This is a genomic window from Sulfurisphaera ohwakuensis (genome assembly GCF_009729055.1).
Lineage (GTDB): Archaea > Thermoproteota > Thermoprotei_A > Sulfolobales > Sulfolobaceae > Sulfurisphaera > Sulfurisphaera ohwakuensis.
The window spans coordinates 1955261-1973585 of the sequence record NZ_CP045484.1; the positions used below are offsets into that span (position 1 = coordinate 1955261).

Consider the following 18325-nt stretch of genomic DNA (forward strand, 5'->3'; position numbering starts at 1 on the left):
AGATTTATAAATCTTAATAATTTAATAATCCGCGTGAAAAACTTAGCCTTTCTTATTATGTTAAGTGATAAATATTACAATGCGGGCACAAAGCCATTTGTTGATATTTCATTAGGCCTCGCTAAAAAGGGTTATAATCCTTATTTACTCTTCTTTCGCTCTGCTTCATATAGCGACGTTAAAAATAAGTTTCCACAATTACAAGCGTATATATTTGATAGTATGGATAAAATTAATAAGTTCATAGAGAAGAAAAATATAGAAATAGTAATTTCTGACGATTTTATATATAGATTAAAAATTTTTAAGAAAATAAAGAGTAAACATAAGGTAATTTATGTGCAACATATTACTGGCATAAGTATTATGAATGATTTATCGAATAAACAGAATATAAAACTTAGGTTAGCGTCGTACTTACCGTGGAAATTAGTAATTAGAAATTACGTTAGACTCCTTAGAAACGCAGACGTTATAATAGGAAATTCACTTACTACAACACATTACCTATCATCATTATTCGGAATAAGCAGTTCTGGTGTAGTTTACCCACCTGTAGGTGTCGATTTACATCTTACTAAAGTAGGTACAAGAAAAGGAATTTTAGTTTTTAAAGGACACAAACCTGATTTTCATGTTAGAAACCTAGAATCTGACCTTAAAGTACTGAGAGAAGTAGACGAGGTATTAATATGGGGAGAAGGAGGATTAGAAAATATACGTGATGATGATTTATCAAGACTTTATTCTAGTGTAAAATTAGTATATTCTTCCACTTCTTTTGAACTCTTATGTTAGGGCTTAAGCGTTAATTTTTGGTCTCCCAGACTCTCTTACGAAGTGGAAAAAGAAGTTTTTAATTTTATACAGATATGTAAAAATACCCAATGACTAAAAATGAAATTTGTTTCGTAGTAAAGGCTGATCCTTTCATTTCCACCACTGGTACAGCTAGATGGATGAACGAGATTAGTAAAGAAGTAGAATCCAAAGTATTTTACTTTAAGCCTTTAGGTATAACGCACAATAATCATATTGGTAAATCGGAATTATATCCCTTTGATACTATTAAAATAAAAAATTATTATTTACCCGTTATTACCACGTCCTCATTAAAGTCGTTTATATCCCTCTTTTCATGTAGAAAAATATATTTTGTCGACGTTCCTTTCTTACCAATATTCTTACCAATTTATTTTATTCTAAAGATATGTAGAAAAAGAATGATCTTTGGGCTTCATGGATTTCTTCAGAGAGAGGAGTCCCTTAGTGCTAAAATTTTTAAAAATATCTTAAAACGTGAAGTTGTGCATGTATTAAATCCGTATGATATGGAGTTATTAATGAAACAAGGAATAAAAAACATCTATCTGATCCCAAATTTCATTCATAGAAGAACAGAAAAAATTAAAAATAACACTGAAAAATTCATAGCATTGTTTGTAGGCAGACTAGAGTACCAAAAAGGGATTGATTTATTAGTAGATATAATTTCAAATTCCCCTAAAGAAATAGAATTTCATATTATAGGAGAAGGAGATGGCGAGGGGTTGATAAAGGAGAAATTAGGGGACTATGAGAATGTGAAATTCTTAGGCAGAGTAGATGACGATACTCTAAAAGAAGAATACGAAAAAGCATCAGTATTTCTCTTTCCTTCAAGGTTTGAAACTTTTGGAATAGTACTCCTTGAGGCTCAAGAACACGGTTTACCTGTAATTGCATTTGATATTCCTACTAATAAATATATAATTTCAGACACATCACAAGGATATTTAGTAAAACCCTTTGATACGTTACAATTCGTGAACGCGTTAATAATACTCTATAAATTTTGGAAAGAATCTCCAGAAGAATTTTATAATATGAAATTACAGATAAAAAAGAAGATTGAGGAGAGGTTTAGTAAGGATAAGATACTAAATGATTTAATTTTACTATTTCAAGATCCTTGATAGTGGAGATCTTATTCTATTAATATTCAGTATATTTAAAAAATTTATGAATAAATTGATTATATAAAGAATTATAAAATAGATAATATACTAGTAGTTTAACATGACTGAATCATTTAGCTAATGTTATAACTTTTAACCTTTGTTCTTCGAGTGTAATATCGTTATTTAGCTACAAATGAGTAAACATACTTATAAAGGCATAAGTAACGTTATATCTTATAACGGATTGTGACAGAATTTGTAATGGCACTATCACTACACTGTTCTCACGAATAGTAATTTATATATAATTTGTTAACAGTTCAAGAAGAATATTAGCAAAGTCTTTAAATACTATTCTGAGTGTTAATGAATAAAATGAAGAGAGTAAGTCAAGTAAAGATTTCTGATGTTATTTCATTTATACTTTTATACGCTATATCATTAGCACCAATATACATATTTCTATTCAGCAATGGATATTATAATTATTACAATTATAATATTCCATTTTTTTCTGGCACTGAAATGAGTTGGCTATTTTATCCTTCAGTATATGTCCCAGAGGTTGGACTTCAAGTAAATATAGGAATATATTATTTATTCCTGTTATTTTTTACAAATATTATCCATATTTATAATGTAATTACTATAGCCAAATTTTTTCTTTTCATAACGTTTAGTATAATATATTTTTCCATATATATAATTATAACGAAATTTATGAACATACTTCATATAACTAGGTATAGAAATATAATAAGAGGAGTATCAATTCTATTTTTCTTTTTAAATCCAGAATACTTAGAAATATTAGGGTACGATTTCTATAATTTTATTTTTGGTATAATAGCTTTTTCCTATGTAATAATAAAAATTATTGATATAAGTGTTAATAATTACAACCCTAAAAAGATGGACTACATAAAAGCGGGTCTTTCATTAGGTTTTGCAGGAATGATGGATCCAAGAATATTTGTGCTTGGATTATATATAATTTCTTCAATGGTAATTATACTTGTCATAACAAATCGAAGATCTGCAATAAAAAGTTTTAAATATGGAGTACTGGGATTATTTTCATCATTACCAATTGTTGCCTATATTTACTACCTCTTTGCTTATCCATCCATAATAACTACTCATTCTATCAGTAAAGCAATATCAGTGCCATCATATAGGCCAGATACTTACTCATATATAGCTACTTGGTCAGGTAATTCTCACCTATTTAATGTATTTACATTCGCAAACTTTGGTTGGTCGTCAATAGTTTTTTCACCGCCATCAATATTGTTTTACCCAAGAAGCGAATGGTGGTATCTACCCTATTTTGGTAGCCCGGCTCTAATATTATTACCTCATGGCATAATAACATATATTTGGCTAGGATCCTTATACATTTTCATTATAATAGCTCTAATAGGATTATTTGATAAAAGTAAAAAGTTACCAGCTCTACTCCTATTTGTTCCGCTTTTCATTATATTAAGTATATCTGCGGGGACTAACGTACCCATAAAACAATTTGTATACATGTTTGAAATTGATCCTTCTCATATACCAATAATCGGAGGAATATTTGGAACAACCTTTGCTATACCCTTTGTTGCTGCAGAAATAGCGCCAATATTAGCATCCCTTTTAACAGTTATAGGTATAAATTATATTTTAACCAGGTTACATAAACCCTCATATAGATCAATCGCCATTACAGTTGTTGTAGTATTAGCCGTGTTTGCGAGTTGGCAGTATTTTAATGGAACCCTTTACCCATCACAAGTTACCGGGTCTTTTCCCGGTAATAGTATATCATTACAAGGATATTATGCTCCGCTTTATCCTCCACCTCAATGGGTTCACGTAATGAATATTTTATCAACTTCAAATGCGGGAGTCGCATATGCCGGTGAGATTGGATTTTCAGAAAAATGGGCCCATTACCAGTTCATTTCTCACACACCTTTCTTAATGCCTGGCTATGCTACTATTTCGCCTCCTCCAGTTAAGTACGTTAATCAAACACCAGTAGCATATGACATAAGCGGTACAAAATATTTGTTTATAGATAACACATCTTACACACCGCTCAGCAATTCATTTATTTACTCTTACCTTAACTATTCCGGGTTAAAAGTAATCTATGCTAAGGGAGACGTCTATTTATTAGAACAACCAAACGCCTCAGTATTTAGATATGCAGAAGAAGCATTATCAATTAATACTACTAACGAAAATATAGCATTTGAAGTAGAGGATTTACTTTATCCATTACTTAACTACACGCCGGCAATAATTTCTCCTCAAGGAGGAATAAAAGTGCTAGTAAATCCCACTCAGGTCACTTCTAGCTATATGGCTTTCTTTAACGAAAGTACTAACGTAAGTATATCGCCAGGTAAGTACATTATACTTAACGGTACAACAACAGAAAAATATCTGAGCGGAATAATTCACGTTAACCCAAACACACTCATAATACCTTCAAATATTAATTTAAGTAAGCTAATCTCATATCCTCTAAACTTTTCATTCAATCAACTTACTGCATCATTTACAGTTAACGTAAAGCCAGGCTATATAATAGAAACTTCCTTACCTTTACCTAATGGGGGAGTAATAGCAAATGGAGGAAAGATTCTAGGACAGAACGTTTTCGGGCAGACTGTATTCTCATCAAACTCAAATACCGTGACGTTATCTATAAAATTGGGCTTTTTCACTAACGTCTTGATGACAGCAGTAGACATATTTTTCTATCTCATGTTCGCGTACTTTATTATATATAAGGGGTTAAAAAGTTCCGGGATTACTAGGGTGCTTTTAAGTGCTATTAGGAATAGTGGATTCAAGAGCAGTAAGTAACTCATCTGCTGGTAGCGAAACTCACGTAAGGGAAGTGTTAAAGAGGTTAGTTAAAAAGTATAAAATCTATTATTTACCGACAACCCATGTATTTCTTGAAGGCAAGAGGGAAAACATTATAAAAAATGCCAAAGAACTAGAGAAGATTGTAAAAATTCCGTCATCATTTTATTCTTTTCTAGAGAGTGGAAAGACTACGTCATTAAGAGAAGAGTTATTTTCATTCTCCAGATTAGCTAAAGAACTCTATAATGAGTACAAAAAGGAAGTGGATAGCGTGGAATTCGTGTATATCCCCCATAATTATAGGATACAATTAATGTCTTCAATCCTCCTATCCTCCCTTTCCCAGAACGGATATGGAATGTTATTAATGACCGACCCCCACAATTCTATATTGGAAAAGAAATCACTCATTGAGTGCATAAGAATTTGGCATAGACTATGGTTCTCTTATAAACCCGCACTCGAGTTTTGTTTAGCACAGAGAATACAAGATTTTCTCTTCCTAAGAAAGAGGGGAAACTTAAAGTTCATTGCAGTAATGAACAAGGGCACTCTAGACTATACAGCGTTATCTAAGTATTTTAACGTAAGAGTTTTAACTCCTCCTCATGCTTTCAATCCTATAGCATTGAAATATAGGACTTTTGATAAGGAAGAGTATGCAGTATTTTTAGGCAGAATGAATACTGCAAAAGGAGCTCACGAAGTAATAGAAATTAGGAAGAGTGTAAAGCTCAAAATGATTGGTAAACCAGAACAGGATTTTATAGTTAGGAAAGCAAGAGAGAATGGAATTGTAGTAATAGAAAACGTATCAGAAGAGGAGAAGTTTGAAATACTTTCTAGAGCTAAAGTTTTAGTGTTACCTTCTCATCAAGAGAGTTTTTCAATAACAATTCTTGAAGCTTTAGCTGTTGGAACTCCGGTAGTGACTTACGATTTACCTTCCTTAAAGTCGATTTATCAGTTCGAGGCAGTGAAATTCGTTAAGGAGTTTGATACGAGCTCGTTAACACAAGAGGTTAAAAGGATGATGGAGGTTAGAAAAGAGAAGTTAGAGGAGATGTTTGAAGATGAGAAACTTCAAGAATTCTTAAAGCTTCACTCCAGTTGGGATAATGTAGCTAATGCTATAGATAAGATGATTAGAGAATTTAGCAATTCTTGAAATTACTCTGTCCTCTTTTTACAATACATTTTCCCCACTTTCTTAGATCCTACTACTTTACAATCATAATCGTTAGACAGTTTATTTAAAAGTAAGTAATACGGGATTCCAATAATATTAGAATGATATTCTAAGATTATGTTTTCAAAAACCGAGACGTCGCTATACTCATTTAAAATTAAATCAAATTCACAACCTTCACAGTCCATCTTCAAAAGATATGGATCATTAACATAATCTAATATTTTCTTAAGCGTAATCTTGGGTGCTTTACATGTTTCATTTTTATTTCCTTGCGTCGAAAGAGTAGAATACATTACAGAATCGCTTATTTCATAGTTACAAGGTACTTCCATCTCACCTTCTTTAGAACCAACAGCTGCATTTATAGGTATAATTATATTCTGAAGGTTGTTTAATTCAATATTTTTAAGCAACTCTGAATAAACAGACGGTAAAGGTTCTACAGCAATTACTTTCTTTGCTCCATTAACTGCAAAATAAATTGAACTATCCCCTATATTTGCACCAATATCCACGACTTCTCTACCCTTGACTTCGATTTCATAATCTTTATTTTCAAATATTTCAATAACTGTAAAAGGAAGTCTCGTAAATTTTACTCCATTTTTCTCAAAATATCCTTCCTTAATTTCCCAATTATATAATAATGCTAAAAGATAATCATCAACTAGCTCACTTTTATCAATTTTAGCTATTTTACCATTCATTTCAATAGAATTATCATATATATTAAAACTCTTTATATTGCCTTCATAACATTTCTCAAGCAAAAAATAATAACTGTGACTTACATTTATGTATTTTCTGTTCTTCTTTATCTTAAACCTTATGGGTGAATGAAAGTATTCAACCTTTAAGAGCTTGAGACTAATGGATATCCAATTATCTATGCATCTCCTCTGCGATATCACTTTTTTGATTTGATCGAGAAGCGACATATTTAATTAATTAATTCATAATCAATTATTTTATAAATAGCTTCTCTCTCCATGATTGCGGCCTTATCCCAAGTTAAAGTCTTCGCAAATTCCCTACTTCTCTTACCTACTTCTTTCCTAAGGCTATCGTCTCTTAACAGCTTAATTATTTCCTCAGCGAAAGAGTTGACGTCATCGAACTTTACTTTTATAGCAACTGGGTATCTCTTACTCCACGGTAAATCCCACGTCACTACTGGTAAATACGAAGATAAAGCCTCGGCTACTGCCAAAGAGAAACCTTCATAAAGTGATGGGAAAACGAAGACTTTAGACTTAGCTAATAACTCCCTCTTTTCCTTCTCGCTAACAAAGCCGTAATAAACGGAATTTTTAGGCGTCTCTTTCCAACCTTTACCTAAAATGCAAAGTTTAGCGTTAACTTTCTCGTTCACTTTATCCCAGATCTGAAACAAATATTTTACACCTTTCCTCTCACCGTAATTTCCTATAAATATTCCGTCACATACTTTATCGTCTTCCGTGTAATAATCGTCCACGTTAACGCCGTTGGTCGAAGTCAAAATAATTTTCTTAGGAAAGAGCTTTTTAAGCTCATCAAAAACTTCGGGGTTATCAAGGCAAATAATCCCTTTACTTCTATTTATGGCAAAGCGTAGAAACTTGCTTTCACGTATTTGCTCAGTAACGTGATGGACTACAACTATGAAAGGCTTTCTTGAAAATATTGAGAGGAGCCAAGTATAATAGACGCTTAATGAGTATTCGCTATAACTTATAATTACGTCGACTTTCCTAGCCTCTTTAAGACAGTTTATGAAACCTTTTAAATACGCTTTTTTATCAGTACTTGACGACTTTACGACATGAAATTTTGAAAGTAAAGGCGAAATCTCAGGGTCTATTTCATTGAAAGTTTTCTCGTCTACGCATAAGTAAACCTCCTCATTTATCCTACTATAGACCTCAAGAGTTCTCCTCATTCCGCCTAGAAATTCTTTCCCAAACCTCATTGGTGGTGAAATTAAGACTTTCACGCCTTAACTTATATTTTAATACTTAAATACTTCTTTGCTTATGTAAAAACTTACTGTGCGCTTTGTCAATAGTTACTTAGAATAGAAACAGACTAAAAAGGACTATATTCTATGAGAATGAATTATCTTTCCTCTTTCTTTGCTCGATCTCTTCTTTTAATATCTTTGCTATGCTTTCGGTAACGTTATCCCAATTATGGAACTCTATGAATGACCTTACTTTATCACTAAAAACTGCATTCAATAGCTCTCCTTTGTTAAGCTCTTTTTTAACTTCTTCTGCCATTTTATTTACATTACCTTCCTTAACAAATCTTACAGCAGGAATATCTTTATACACAGAATGCACTGTAGGTATTGAATACGCTATAACAGGAGTTCCCAATGCTAAGGCTTCTAATATAGTTAGGGAGAAACCATCAGCCAAAGAGGGATATATTAGAAGTCTTGCTTTTGATGCTACTTCATAAAGTTTCTTTTTCTCAATAAAACCCAAATATTCTATATCTAGAGAGTTATCTTTCACATACTTAAAGAAGAAGTTTTTGAACTTCTCATAAAGAAATTTTCCAGCAACCTTAGCTTTGACTTTAATCCCTCTATTCTTCAAAAGCTTAAGTACGTAAACGAAGTTCAGTATACCCTTGGGCGGAATTAATGTAGTCCAGAATACTACGTAGTCTTCCTTATCTCTAGTTCTATAATTTAAAAGCTCTCTATCGACTCCATTACCAGGTTGAAGGAGGTACTTTTTTACTTTATTAACTTTTACAGAATCTAAAGTGCCTTTGCTTACTCCTGCTATGAAGTTTAAGTATTTAGCTTGCTTAATATACTCTCTTTTTCTCCTAGTAAGCAAATAAAGTGCGATAGACCTCTTCACGAAATAATCCATTGAATTAAAGAAAAAAGGCTTTAATGAGTAGTAAGTGTAAAATACGCTTTGTGAGAAAGAGTATAAAGGTTCATGAAGAGTTAGACCTAATGGTATTTTATTTATATTTGAGATGAATACACTCTCTGGCGTAGTATAGTCTGGATCGTATATAAAGTCGGAGTCAAGTTTAACTTTTTCAGCAAAAGTCTTGTATACTGAAGGAGAGTACGGAAGAAAAGAAGGCTTAAGGTTAGTTAAAGATAAAGAATAAACAAATTCTGGAATTTTAACTCCCTTCTTTTGTATATTTTCCAATTCTTCTTCAGCTTTAGGATTATTAACAAAGAAGTTTATTGAAGGAATAAATTCCACTTCAAAATGTCTCGTTAATCTGTAAACGACATTGTTTACGTGAGTAGATCCGCCGGAGTAATTTGAAGTTAAACTTGTTATAATTGTTATTTTCACAGTTAGCTTTATTCCTATAGGCAGATATTAAATTTGATGAAAGTACTTCTAGTGGCTAGTAAAGGGGACTTCAAGGAAGATATGAGCAAAGTAACTGGTATAGGGAGGTATTCCAGAGAAGTCTATAATGGCTTAAGCAATGCAGGGATTAACGTTACTATTTTACCCCTTTACGATTACTCTTCACTCCCATCTTCCATTTTAACTACAGTCAAAGGAATATTTCACAATTACTCCGGCTATGATATTATACATATTCTATCTCCTAAGCCTCTTATTCCGATAAGGAAAGGCAAGGCAAAGTTAATAACTACCGTACACGATTTATTTTTTCTTAAATACAAGGAATCAGAACCAATGCCTTTAATGAAAAGATTTTACGTTAAGAGTATATTAAGTTCCGATACAATTATAACAGTCTCAAGTTTAGTGAAAGAAGACGTAGAAAGACTGGGTTATAAGAAAAAGGTTTTCGTAGTTAGCCCAGGAATAGATGAAAGGTTCTTTAATAAACCTATAGTAAAGAAGAGGAGAAGAGATATAGTAAAATTAGGTTATATAGGAATGATAGACTCAGAAAGGAAAAACGTAGTTAGGGGGATAAGAGCCTTTAAGAAATTAAAAGAGAAGAACGTAGTTTTTGAATTATGGGGAAGTTATAATCCTAATAGTGAAATATTTAAGGAAATTTTGAAGGAAGCAAAAGAAGATCCTAGAATAAGGATAATGGGACCAACTCCAGAAGATAGACTGGTAGAGACCTATGACGCATTTGACTATTTCCTCTTTCCAACTAAAGAGGAAGGCTTTGGATTTCCCATTGTTGAAGCTAATGCTAGAGGAGTCCCAATAATAGTGTTTGAAGACGCTAGGATACCAGAAGAAGTTTGTAAATATTGTATAAGATTAAAAGAAGATGATTTTAGCATTCCAGACAAAAATTTTGATGAAGAGAAGTTGAAAAAATTCGCTAGAAATTTTTCTTGGAGAAATTCCTTAGAAAATTTATTAAAGGTGTATAATGAGATCACAAAATAATTTAGCATAAATGAAACTAAGTGATGATGTATTTTTACTAAAAAGTTAGATCATAACACTTTGATGTTCAACGCGAAACTTAAAAATAAGTAAGAATAATTTAAGAATAACTATGATAAGTAAAGCTAAGTACGCTTTCATCTATTTTAGATTTTTTAAAGATATCGTTCCGCTTATTTATCTTTTTCTGGATATGTTTAGCGGAAAATATAGCGAAAAATTAGTAAAGATAAGAATTAATAACGTAGCGTTAAGCTTGCCTGTAGCAGCAATAAGGGAATTTTTATTATATGCAGAAAAGGAAAGAATAGATAAAATATCTGTGGATACAAGAGAAAAGTGTATTATAATTAACTCTGATAAAATTCCTATAAATGAGATGTGGGGGATTGGTGCTTACGTTCGTGGTTGGAGATACAGAGATGGAGTTTGGGTTTATAAAGACGTTAAATTTAAACATATGATATTCACGGTGTATGAAACGTTTAACGAGCAAGAATATTATGACCCCGAAATTAAAGGTAAAGAAGTCATAGATATAGGTGGTGGAGTAGGAGATACTGCAGTTTACTTCACAAAAATAGGAGCATCTAAAGTAGTTGTTGTGGAACCGCTACCGATACTAATTAATGAAATTCAAGAAAATCTTAAATTAAATGGTGTTGAAGATAAAGTGATAGTAATTAATGCTGCCTTAAGCTCGTCTAATGGGAAAACTAAAGTCCCAAACAACTTTAACATTTACTATTCATTTTCTTATAAAACAGATAATAAGGGAGATGTAGAGATTGATAAGATAACACTTAGCGATATATTAAAATTGGTAAATAATCCTTACCTCCTGAAGATAGACTGTGAAGGATGTGAGTACGAAGTTATAATGTATGATTACGAGAATGTGAAGAAGTTTCATAAAATAATTTTCGAATTCCATTTTCCTAAAAAGATCCAGGAAGTATTAAAGCGATTAAGTAAAGATTTTGAATGTGAAGCGACTAAAGGCAAATTAACATATATCGTCAGATGTACTAGAAAACATAAACGCTAATAAAACCTTTAGTCGCTTTAAATTAATCAGAAAGATATTTAAATATTTCATCTGCAACTTTATCCCAGTTATTATGTTTTTCCAGAAATTTATCAAGTTTTTCATTATATATTAGATTGAAATAATCTTCTTCCTTCATAGATAGGATTTTTAATACTTCCTTAGCCATAGCTTTTACGTCAAATTCCTTTACAAACTTTACAGCATCTAGACTTCCGTAGACGCTCATAGGTCCAGGTAAGTCATACGAAACTACTGGTGTTCCTACCGCTAACGACTCTAAAATTACTAAAGGGAACACATCTTCATGAGTAGGATATATTAATGCCCTTGCTTTACTAACTATTTTATATTTTTCGTCATCTGATATGAAACCTAGATAAATTATATTTTTTTCTAAACCTAATTTTTTTATTATCTCAAAAAGTTTCTCTTTTTCGTTATTATTTGGGAATTTTCCAAATATAATTAATTTAGCATTATTCTTAACCTTGATTACCTCTCTTAATATATAGGGAATTTCAAATATACCTTTTAGGTAATTTAACCTAGCCCAGAAGACTAGATAGTCTTCCTTTTGCTTAGTCCTATATTTTAGTATCTCTGGATTAAAGGCATTTCCTGGATCAAGAACTTTAATCTTATCACTTTTTAAGTTTACAGAATCTAAAGTCCCTTTACTAACTAAAAGAATATATTTAACTAAAGGCTCTCTCATAATCCGTTTAAACTTAGCTATATTAAAAAATGCATATCTATATTTAAGAGAAAAGAGAGGATCTCCTATGCGGTATTTTAGACTTCCATACAAGAATCTAAATGCACTATAATACGATCTAAAATAATCAGTTTGAATCACAGTTACTAACTTTTTACCAGAAATCTTTGAGATACAGTAAGCGTCAACTGAAAGATCTTCATTACATGGGATGGTTGGTTTAAAAGAACTCAAAAAAAGTTTAAACTTTAGTAATCGAGAAGACGTATTCATGTAAAAATCTGCTAATGGTTCGTATAGTATTTTAACGTCTTTTGTTTCCTTCTTATACTCTTGTAAAATTTCCTCATAAGAAAATTTTTCGCCATTACATGCTCTCTTGATCACTTTAGGAAGCATAAAAGGTAAATTATCTAGTTTATCACAGATATTGTAGTGTTTAAGAAGGTTAATTTCATTAAGTTGTGGTAAGGCTAATATCTCAGTCTTTTTAGATAATCGCTCTAAAACCTCTTTTACATGAAGACCACCTCCACCTACGAATGTTGCATATATTCTGAATGGAATGACTGTACCAATCATTTTAGACCACTATACCCTTTATAGATAAAGAAATTTAAGTTATTTCATTACAATAAACCTAATGAGCAGGTTAAGTTAATTAAAACGACTTTATTACTATTGGAGAATGTAGACTAATTAGTACATTAGTAATATTAAGAGATAATACGAAGAGAAAGGAACATTTATTAGTACGATAGAGGCTGTTACATAACTTAAGGATTAAGATCGGCTATAAATTAATGCTTACAAGTTTTTTTTTTTTTGCTTAAAACTCCTAATATTTTATATCTATCAAATAATCCTAATGCTCTGCAATTATGATTTTTTATAAAATCTAGGAATGCGTATGAAAAATCAATATCGTCACTTATAAGTACTCCATTTTCACTAAGTAAAGGATATACTAATTCATACTCAAAACTCTGCCATCTATAAGTATGGTTACTATCATGTATAAACATTTCAATATTCTTGCCACTGTTCTCATCTATTATGCTTTTAATCGCTCTACTTAAACACTTCAGTATGGGAATCTCTTTTTTCGCGTAAAAAATGAGATGAACGAAATACAAAAAAAAGACTAGTAAACACTAATTTTTTGAGAAAAGTTTGTATATTAGAGGGCGGACCTTAACATATGAAGCATGAGAACCAAACGAAACGGGTGAAGCCAAATAGAGACTTCACCAGATCCGCCCTCAAGTTAATCTACTCAATTCTCCCTATAATACTTTTCCCAAAGAACTCCTCAAGGCCTTACTTAAGGCTAAGGAAAACTACTTGAGCAGACTAGGAAACGAGGGATAGAAGAGCCTTGAGAGCCTTGAACCACATCAATGTTAAAGACGTGACGTTGTCCAACTTGAGCAAAATTGAAAAATTATCCTGACTATAATATTTCTTTCTATAAAATTATTCATAATATTTAACTAGAAAAGATTATATAATATGTATTAATAAATATAATACAAATAATTGTACAGTTTTGCAATAAAATTCGTTATACTCACAACTAAAACTAGTAAGCAAGCCTTGTTAATTAACTAGTACCCTTGTCCTAATCCTCGTTAAGAGTACTTCAAGATTACGATAGAGGTTAAGGAAGAAGACCTCTATCACAACACCCCTCAAAGTCGTTACAGAAGCCTTACCTTCCCTAATCTTAACCCCTCAACCTGAAGCCTAGCAGAACTAACACCAGGCCCTATCAGCCATTAACTTAACGCCATCAAAGGAAAAGGCCAAATCACTCAAATTAGCCAACCTTAAAACCCCTAACAAAATTAGTCCTCCTTTCAACAAACCTTAAAGCCAAAGTAGGACTTACCATGCTTCCTACCCCAACCACCCTTATACTTCCTAAATCTTGTAAAATACTTGAGCTTAGAAACAGTATAACCCATGAGGAGAAAATCGTCGTCAATCTCATCAAGATCAAGTGAGATCTTCTCTAGACCAGTTTGAAAACTCCTCTTCCCCTCACGGAAGAATCGATTATGTGGTAGTCCTCGAATTTGTCGTTTTTTCTCTCCCTACCTCAAGTTCTTTCTCTATACTCTTTGATCACCTTGTCTAAGGCCTTGTTTATCCATTAGGGTTGTCCACATTGTTTCTCCCTCATCGACAACTGTTTCTTGTAATCTCTTATAGAAGAAGAATATTGTACCCTTTGGTGGGACTTTCCCACCCAAGAATTTCATGAACATTTTACTATCCCTAATTTCTCCCTCTAAGTTATTCCAAGAGATATCGTAGACGAAATTGATTAAGAGTGTTTTGAGGAGTAATATAACGTCCCACTTGGGTTTCTTGGAGTAATTCAAGTTTACTCCTAAACGTTTCCCATGGAAATACTTTATCAACCTTGAGCAAAAGGTCTTTCTCAGTTGAAAGTGTCTTCATAATATTATCTCATCCCAATTCTTATTAATATTACTCATCAATTTCCATTTTTATCATCTTAGACAACGTCACGTGAGAAAAGCAATCAAGGAATTGGAAAGAAAGCATTAAGAGAGGCGAGGGATAGAAGAGTAGCAATAGACCTCCACGCAATACCACAAGAATAAAACATTATTAAGTAAGCCAACTAAGGGGGCTAGGGACTAGTCCAAGCAGTAATCTTTCTATTAGGAAGAAAAAGAGCCTTCTTAGACGCTTTACCAATAACAATAAAAAGAATAGCCGAGGACTTCAAGAAGGTAATGCAAGTTCTTAAGGAAGAGTTGGATAACGAGAGACTTAAACTCGTCATGGTCTTTGCAGATAGGGAGTTTGCGGTAAATGATGTGATCAAGTTTCTCTTGGATATGGGTTTGGACTTTGTCATAGTTGCCAAGGTTCAAACGTATATGAAGTATGAAAAGAGGCTTAAGAAAGTTGATGGTGATTATGCCGGGGTGAGGTATATTGGTTTCTTGTGTGTGAGGCATGATTCTGGTGTTTATCTAGTTATACTAAAGAGGGAGGATGGTAAGGTTATAGGGTTTTTTGGTTAGGGGTGAAAGGGATGTTCAAGGGGCTGTTGTTTTGGCTGAGATGTATAGGAGGTGGGGTGTTGAGACTGCTTTTCGTTACTAAGAGGAGTTTAGGATTAGGACTTGTGATGTTAGGAAGGAGTTGGTTCTTGTCCTTCTTTCCTATTTTCTTTTGAATGTTTGTTTTTTGATACGTTCTTGGAGGAGAGTGAGGTTGTGGGAGTTTTGTGAATCTCTCTTGGAAGGGCTTGAGGTATCGCGTAACTCAAGGAATCAGAAGGGTAGGGTAAGGGTGTTATCACGGAAGGGGTTTCCCCTCAAGTCAAGTTGATTCTATGCTTCTCTTATTATTCACGTTAAATAAATTGTATATCTCTAGTATATTCAAGAAAAGTATTATTTATTAGCTACAATAGGCCGAAATATGTGATATTTTATCGTAAATTAATTAAATTAAATTCAATTTATTCTAAGTTTTAATTTATCTTGCAATAAACGAGATTCCCATACTGACGTTAATCTATTAGTCCTACAAGAACAATTAAAGAGCTTTACCGCGAAATCTACAATAATTGACGAGATCTGGACTTACCTTAGGGTTAGACATGGTCCCAAGAGGGAGAACTTATGGATTTGGAATGCCCTAGCTGATGGTACGCCCTTCTTTACTTCTGGTGATAGGGATTATGAGACTTTTCGCTTTCTATTGAGTTCTCTACCTAAGAGTAAGGTTAATTATACTGACGATTACTCTGTTTATCAAGCCCTTGATAATCATATTGCGAGCAAGAAGTATACTTATACAGTTGAGAAGCTCCACATGCTTAGCCTCTAACAAACCTATGGGGATAACGAGTCCAGTGCGTCTCCCTCGTCAAAGTCCCTGACGTTAGCTTCCTTACCCTAGGTACTCTAAAACTCTTTTTAACAATACCCTTGTAAACACTATCCTTTATAACGTGATAACAAATACTGGCAAGTTTTCCCGCAAGAGCACAAGTAGCCTTAGTAGCACTCTTCCCCTAGCAACAAGCCTCTCATAATACTCCTTGAAAGGCTCAGACTTCCTAGCAACCAAGAAGAGAACCCTACGCAAATACTTATTACCCATTAGCATTTTACCCTAGACCCCAATTTCATCACCCCGAAAATAATTCAAGAGAGTTAAAAAGTGGATAAAATAATTTAACTAAATATTCTTGCAAAATAGTAATATTATCTTGCAAGAGCAAGATGGTTAGGAGTAAGCGGAAGTCTTCCTTGCTCGTTGTCCCCTTGAGGAGCAAGTATAGTGTATAGGTTAACATTGCTAGGAGGAAGATGAATAATCGGAATAGCCAACTCCTTGATGAGGTAAAGATTAGGAAAGATTTGATTAACTTGTATGATGTTTCTATTGGTGTCCTAACCTTGTTATACCATTTTACAACAATACTCCTATTTACGTCTAGGTTTGTCCCCTTTGCCAAGTACTCCTTTTCCCTACCGTGATGTACTATTAGCCTAAAGGTTGCCTTCTTACCATTTGACTTTGCAGTATAATCCCCGTCAAAATTTCTATGTATTCCAACCTTTTCCACTGGTACTCCAATGATGAAGTTAAACCTTGATAAGTAGTTGATCACGTCTACTGAATAGAATCCGGCATCTAGTGTTACTAGTTCTATTTCTAGGCCCAATGCTAGTATTTGTTGTATTAGGTTTTCAACTATCTCTAGTCTTGTCATTCTATGCGTGTGAATGCTAGTATTAGTGTTTTTTTCTTTATTCTTGTTGTTGCTGTTGCGTAATTCTATGCGTAATCTTTTTCTGAGTCGCTTAGTCCTTCTATTGGTTTTCCATTGTATTTTATTGACGTTAGTCTATTGATATTTTTACACGTTTTCTTCCGCCTAGTTCCTTGATGGAGATTGTTTTGATCATGTTTAGTATTTGTTCTATTATTTGTGGTTGTTCTTGCACGTAGTTTCTTACTGTTTGTGGTGAGATACCAAACTCTTTTGCCTTGTTTTCTACTGAATCTTTTGTTAGTGCTGCTGTTACAAGTGTTTTCTTGACTTCTTCTGCCTTTCTTCCCTTTATGATGGAAAATAATTTTTCCTTGATTTGTGCAAGTGTTTTTGGGTGGACGGAGCCTGGTATTATCAAGTATTTCTCCCCCTAAAGTAATACCACTCCGTCCACCTTAACTTTTATTACAAAATTTTCAAGATAATAGATAATTACTCTTTGAAATTATTTTTGTAAAATGAATTTGGGGTCTAGGGGATATTTTGTTTGGTTAATTTTTAAAAAGTTTTCAAGGTGACCTTAAACTGCAAGGATTTTCCTATAAATGCTAACCAGTTCTCCCTTTGTTACTGTTAGTTTGCTTTGAGAATTGCTAAGGCCTTGTTGATAACCTTTAATTCCATGGTTGAATATTTTCGTTTTTTCAAGATATTTTTTTGCTATCATAATACCTTGTTTTCTTTGCATAATGTTAACTACGTTCAACCCCTTGAGTAATTTGATTGCAACCTCCTACTCGGGGTTTGATCCCCTCTTGTTTTCTAGGGGCTTCACAGCCAGCCCCCTTGAATGAGGTTTTGTCCCTTAGAGGGTTTGGGCTTATGTTGTTTCTCTCCTTCCTAGCTTATTTGTTTTTCTCTTGTAATACTTGGTTTTATTCGTTCTCTTGTTTTGCGTGGATTCCCTGTAGGAGGAGGACTAATTTTGTATTTTAAGATTGGGTTGGCTAATTTGAGTGATCTTGCCTTTTGTTTTGATGGTTTTAAGGTTATGGGGGCTTGGGCTTCTAGGAGAGATGTTTTGGTTAGGGTTGTTGTTGCTGCTAGGTTTCGTGTTGAGGGTAGTGGTCTTGTGATTAGGGAGGCTGGGGCTTCGGCAACTACTATAAGGAGTGTAGTAGTGTAAGTGTTTTTTTCTCAACTTTTATCATGATCTTGTGATGCTTTCAACAAGGATAAGGACGAAGGTGTTGATTGTTCTCTCTTGAACTTGTATTTGGTTGGTGTGATGAGTCTTGTTTAGTTGTGGGGTTTGATGTTTTGTTTTAAATCTGTACAATTATTTCTAATTATATTATTACACTTTCCATATAGTTCTTTTTATCATAATTTAATATACAATTATATTTTATATGGATGTGATAGTTTTT

Annotated in this window: 17 protein-coding genes and 4 pseudogenes; 10 read left to right on the forward strand and 11 right to left on the reverse strand. The window is 33.0% G+C overall.

Annotated features, from left to right (window positions below; translation table 11 throughout):
• Positions 1-33 precede the first annotated feature (33 nt).
• The 4 genes from D1869_RS10840 to D1869_RS10855 all read left to right on the forward strand — a co-directional run bounded on the left by D1869_RS10840 (position 34) and on the right by D1869_RS10855 (position 5976).
• Entirely contained in the window at positions 34-798 is a 765-nt protein-coding gene (locus D1869_RS10840) for a glycosyltransferase family protein (protein WP_156015112.1), read from the forward strand.
• Between the two features lie 89 nt (positions 799-887).
• Positions 888-1955, forward strand: a complete 1068-nt coding sequence (locus tag D1869_RS10845; RefSeq protein ID WP_156015113.1) for a glycosyltransferase — start codon at positions 888-890, stop codon at positions 1953-1955.
• Positions 1956-2315: 360 nt separating this feature from the next.
• Positions 2316-4802 carry a hypothetical protein gene (locus tag D1869_RS10850; RefSeq protein WP_231113606.1) on the forward strand — a complete coding sequence of 829 codons (2487 nt, stop codon included), beginning with the start codon at positions 2316-2318 and terminating at the stop codon, positions 4800-4802.
• Positions 4765-5976 carry a glycosyltransferase family 4 protein gene (locus D1869_RS10855; protein ID WP_156015115.1) on the forward strand — a complete coding sequence of 404 codons (1212 nt, stop codon included), beginning with the start codon at positions 4765-4767 and terminating at the stop codon, positions 5974-5976. The genes D1869_RS10850 and D1869_RS10855 overlap by 38 nt, the downstream gene beginning before the upstream one ends.
• 2 nt (positions 5977-5978) lie before the next feature.
• Here the strand turns inward: D1869_RS10855 and D1869_RS10860 are convergent, their stop codons facing one another.
• The 3 genes from D1869_RS10860 to D1869_RS10870 form a co-directional block, all read right to left on the reverse strand.
• Entirely contained in the window at positions 5979-6707 is a 729-nt protein-coding gene (locus tag D1869_RS10860; protein ID WP_196772263.1) for an FkbM family methyltransferase, read from the reverse strand.
• Between the two features lie 233 nt (positions 6708-6940).
• Positions 6941-7975, reverse strand: coding sequence for a glycosyltransferase family 4 protein (locus tag D1869_RS10865; RefSeq protein ID WP_156015117.1), 1035 nt, complete (start codon positions 7973-7975; stop codon positions 6941-6943).
• 109 nt (positions 7976-8084) lie between these two features.
• Complete coding sequence (locus D1869_RS10870) at positions 8085-9320, reverse strand: glycosyltransferase (protein WP_156015118.1); 1236 nt, start codon at positions 9318-9320, stop codon at positions 8085-8087.
• A gap of 36 nt (positions 9321-9356) precedes the next feature.
• Between D1869_RS10870 and D1869_RS10875 the strand changes: the two genes are divergently transcribed.
• Positions 9357-10358, forward strand: a complete 1002-nt coding sequence (locus D1869_RS10875; RefSeq protein WP_156015119.1) for a glycosyltransferase — start codon at positions 9357-9359, stop codon at positions 10356-10358.
• Positions 10359-10470: 112 nt separating this feature from the next.
• Positions 10471-11406, forward strand: a complete 936-nt coding sequence (locus D1869_RS10880; protein WP_231113607.1) for an FkbM family methyltransferase — start codon at positions 10471-10473, stop codon at positions 11404-11406.
• A gap of 22 nt (positions 11407-11428) precedes the next feature.
• Here D1869_RS10880 and D1869_RS10885 read toward each other — a convergent pair whose 3' ends face one another.
• Entirely contained in the window at positions 11429-12706 is a 1278-nt protein-coding gene (locus D1869_RS10885; protein ID WP_156015120.1) for a glycosyltransferase, read from the reverse strand.
• Between the two features lie 218 nt (positions 12707-12924).
• Entirely contained in the window at positions 12925-13149 is a 225-nt protein-coding gene (locus D1869_RS15835) for a class I SAM-dependent methyltransferase (RefSeq protein WP_420856756.1), read from the reverse strand.
• Positions 13150-13325: 176 nt separating this feature from the next.
• Between D1869_RS15835 and D1869_RS15540 the strand changes: the two are divergent.
• Positions 13326-13538, forward strand: a pseudogene (locus D1869_RS15540) (ISH3 family transposase); the annotation flags it as partial.
• A gap of 405 nt (positions 13539-13943) precedes the next feature.
• Here D1869_RS15540 and D1869_RS15545 read toward each other — a convergent pair.
• Together D1869_RS15545 and D1869_RS15175 are read right to left on the reverse strand one after the other, a co-directional pair.
• Positions 13944-14117 carry a hypothetical protein gene (locus tag D1869_RS15545; protein ID WP_231113604.1) on the reverse strand — a complete coding sequence of 58 codons (174 nt, stop codon included), beginning with the start codon at positions 14115-14117 and terminating at the stop codon, positions 13944-13946.
• Positions 14118-14238: 121 nt separating this feature from the next.
• Positions 14239-14511 (reverse strand): transposase, encoded by a 273-nt coding sequence (locus D1869_RS15175; protein WP_231113605.1) that lies wholly within the window; start codon positions 14509-14511, stop codon positions 14239-14241.
• Positions 14512-14662: 151 nt separating this feature from the next.
• On the opposite strand from D1869_RS15175, the pseudogene D1869_RS10900 reads away from it, so the two are divergent.
• Both D1869_RS10900 and D1869_RS10905 read left to right on the forward strand, forming a co-directional pair.
• Positions 14663-15415 (forward strand): annotated as a pseudogene (locus D1869_RS10900) (transposase); the annotation flags it as partial.
• Positions 15416-15682: 267 nt separating this feature from the next.
• Positions 15683-15976, forward strand: a pseudogene (locus D1869_RS10905) (IS1 family transposase); the annotation flags it as partial.
• Between the two features lie 29 nt (positions 15977-16005).
• Here D1869_RS10905 and D1869_RS10910 read toward each other — a convergent pair.
• From D1869_RS10910 to D1869_RS15180, 4 genes and pseudogenes are all read right to left on the reverse strand, one after another.
• A pseudogene (locus D1869_RS10910) lies at positions 16006-16282 on the reverse strand (IS110 family transposase); the annotation flags it as partial.
• Between the two features lie 22 nt (positions 16283-16304).
• Positions 16305-16892 carry a hypothetical protein gene (locus D1869_RS15550; RefSeq protein ID WP_231113608.1) on the reverse strand — a complete coding sequence of 196 codons (588 nt, stop codon included), beginning with the start codon at positions 16890-16892 and terminating at the stop codon, positions 16305-16307.
• A gap of 130 nt (positions 16893-17022) precedes the next feature.
• Entirely contained in the window at positions 17023-17313 is a 291-nt protein-coding gene (locus tag D1869_RS15555; protein WP_231113609.1) for a DUF4322 domain-containing protein, read from the reverse strand.
• Between the two features lie 162 nt (positions 17314-17475).
• Positions 17476-17661, reverse strand: a complete 186-nt coding sequence (locus D1869_RS15180) for a hypothetical protein (RefSeq protein ID WP_196772283.1) — start codon at positions 17659-17661, stop codon at positions 17476-17478.
• Between the two features lie 219 nt (positions 17662-17880).
• On the opposite strand from D1869_RS15180, the gene D1869_RS10920 reads away from it, so the two are divergent.
• Positions 17881-18081 (forward strand): hypothetical protein, encoded by a 201-nt coding sequence (locus D1869_RS10920; protein WP_231113610.1) that lies wholly within the window; start codon positions 17881-17883, stop codon positions 18079-18081.
• Positions 18082-18325 lie beyond the last annotated feature (244 nt).

What these genes read in the sequence shown, in the direction of transcription:
- D1869_RS10845 (WP_156015113.1), top strand. Translation starts at nt 888, where the DNA reads ATGACTAAAAATGAAATTTGTTTCGTAGTAAAGGCTGATCCTTTCATT.
- D1869_RS10850 (WP_231113606.1), top strand. Translation starts at nt 2,316, where the DNA reads ATGAAGAGAGTAAGTCAAGTAAAGATTTCTGATGTTATTTCATTTATA.
- D1869_RS10860 (WP_196772263.1), bottom strand. Translation starts at nt 6,707, where the DNA reads ATGAATGGTAAAATAGCTAAAATTGATAAAAGTGAGCTAGTTGATGAT.
- D1869_RS10875 (WP_156015119.1), top strand. Translation starts at nt 9,357, where the DNA reads ATGAAAGTACTTCTAGTGGCTAGTAAAGGGGACTTCAAGGAAGATATG.
- D1869_RS10880 (WP_231113607.1), top strand. Translation starts at nt 10,471, where the DNA reads ATGATAAGTAAAGCTAAGTACGCTTTCATCTATTTTAGATTTTTTAAA.
- D1869_RS10885 (WP_156015120.1), bottom strand. Translation starts at nt 12,706, where the DNA reads ATGATTGGTACAGTCATTCCATTCAGAATATATGCAACATTCGTAGGT.
- D1869_RS15835 (WP_420856756.1), bottom strand. Translation starts at nt 13,149, where the DNA reads ATGTTTATACATGATAGTAACCATACTTATAGATGGCAGAGTTTTGAG.
- D1869_RS15545 (WP_231113604.1), bottom strand. Translation starts at nt 14,117, where the DNA reads ATGAGATTGACGACGATTTTCTCCTCATGGGTTATACTGTTTCTAAGC.
- D1869_RS15550 (WP_231113608.1), bottom strand. Translation starts at nt 16,892, where the DNA reads ATGACAAGACTAGAGATAGTTGAAAACCTAATACAACAAATACTAGCA.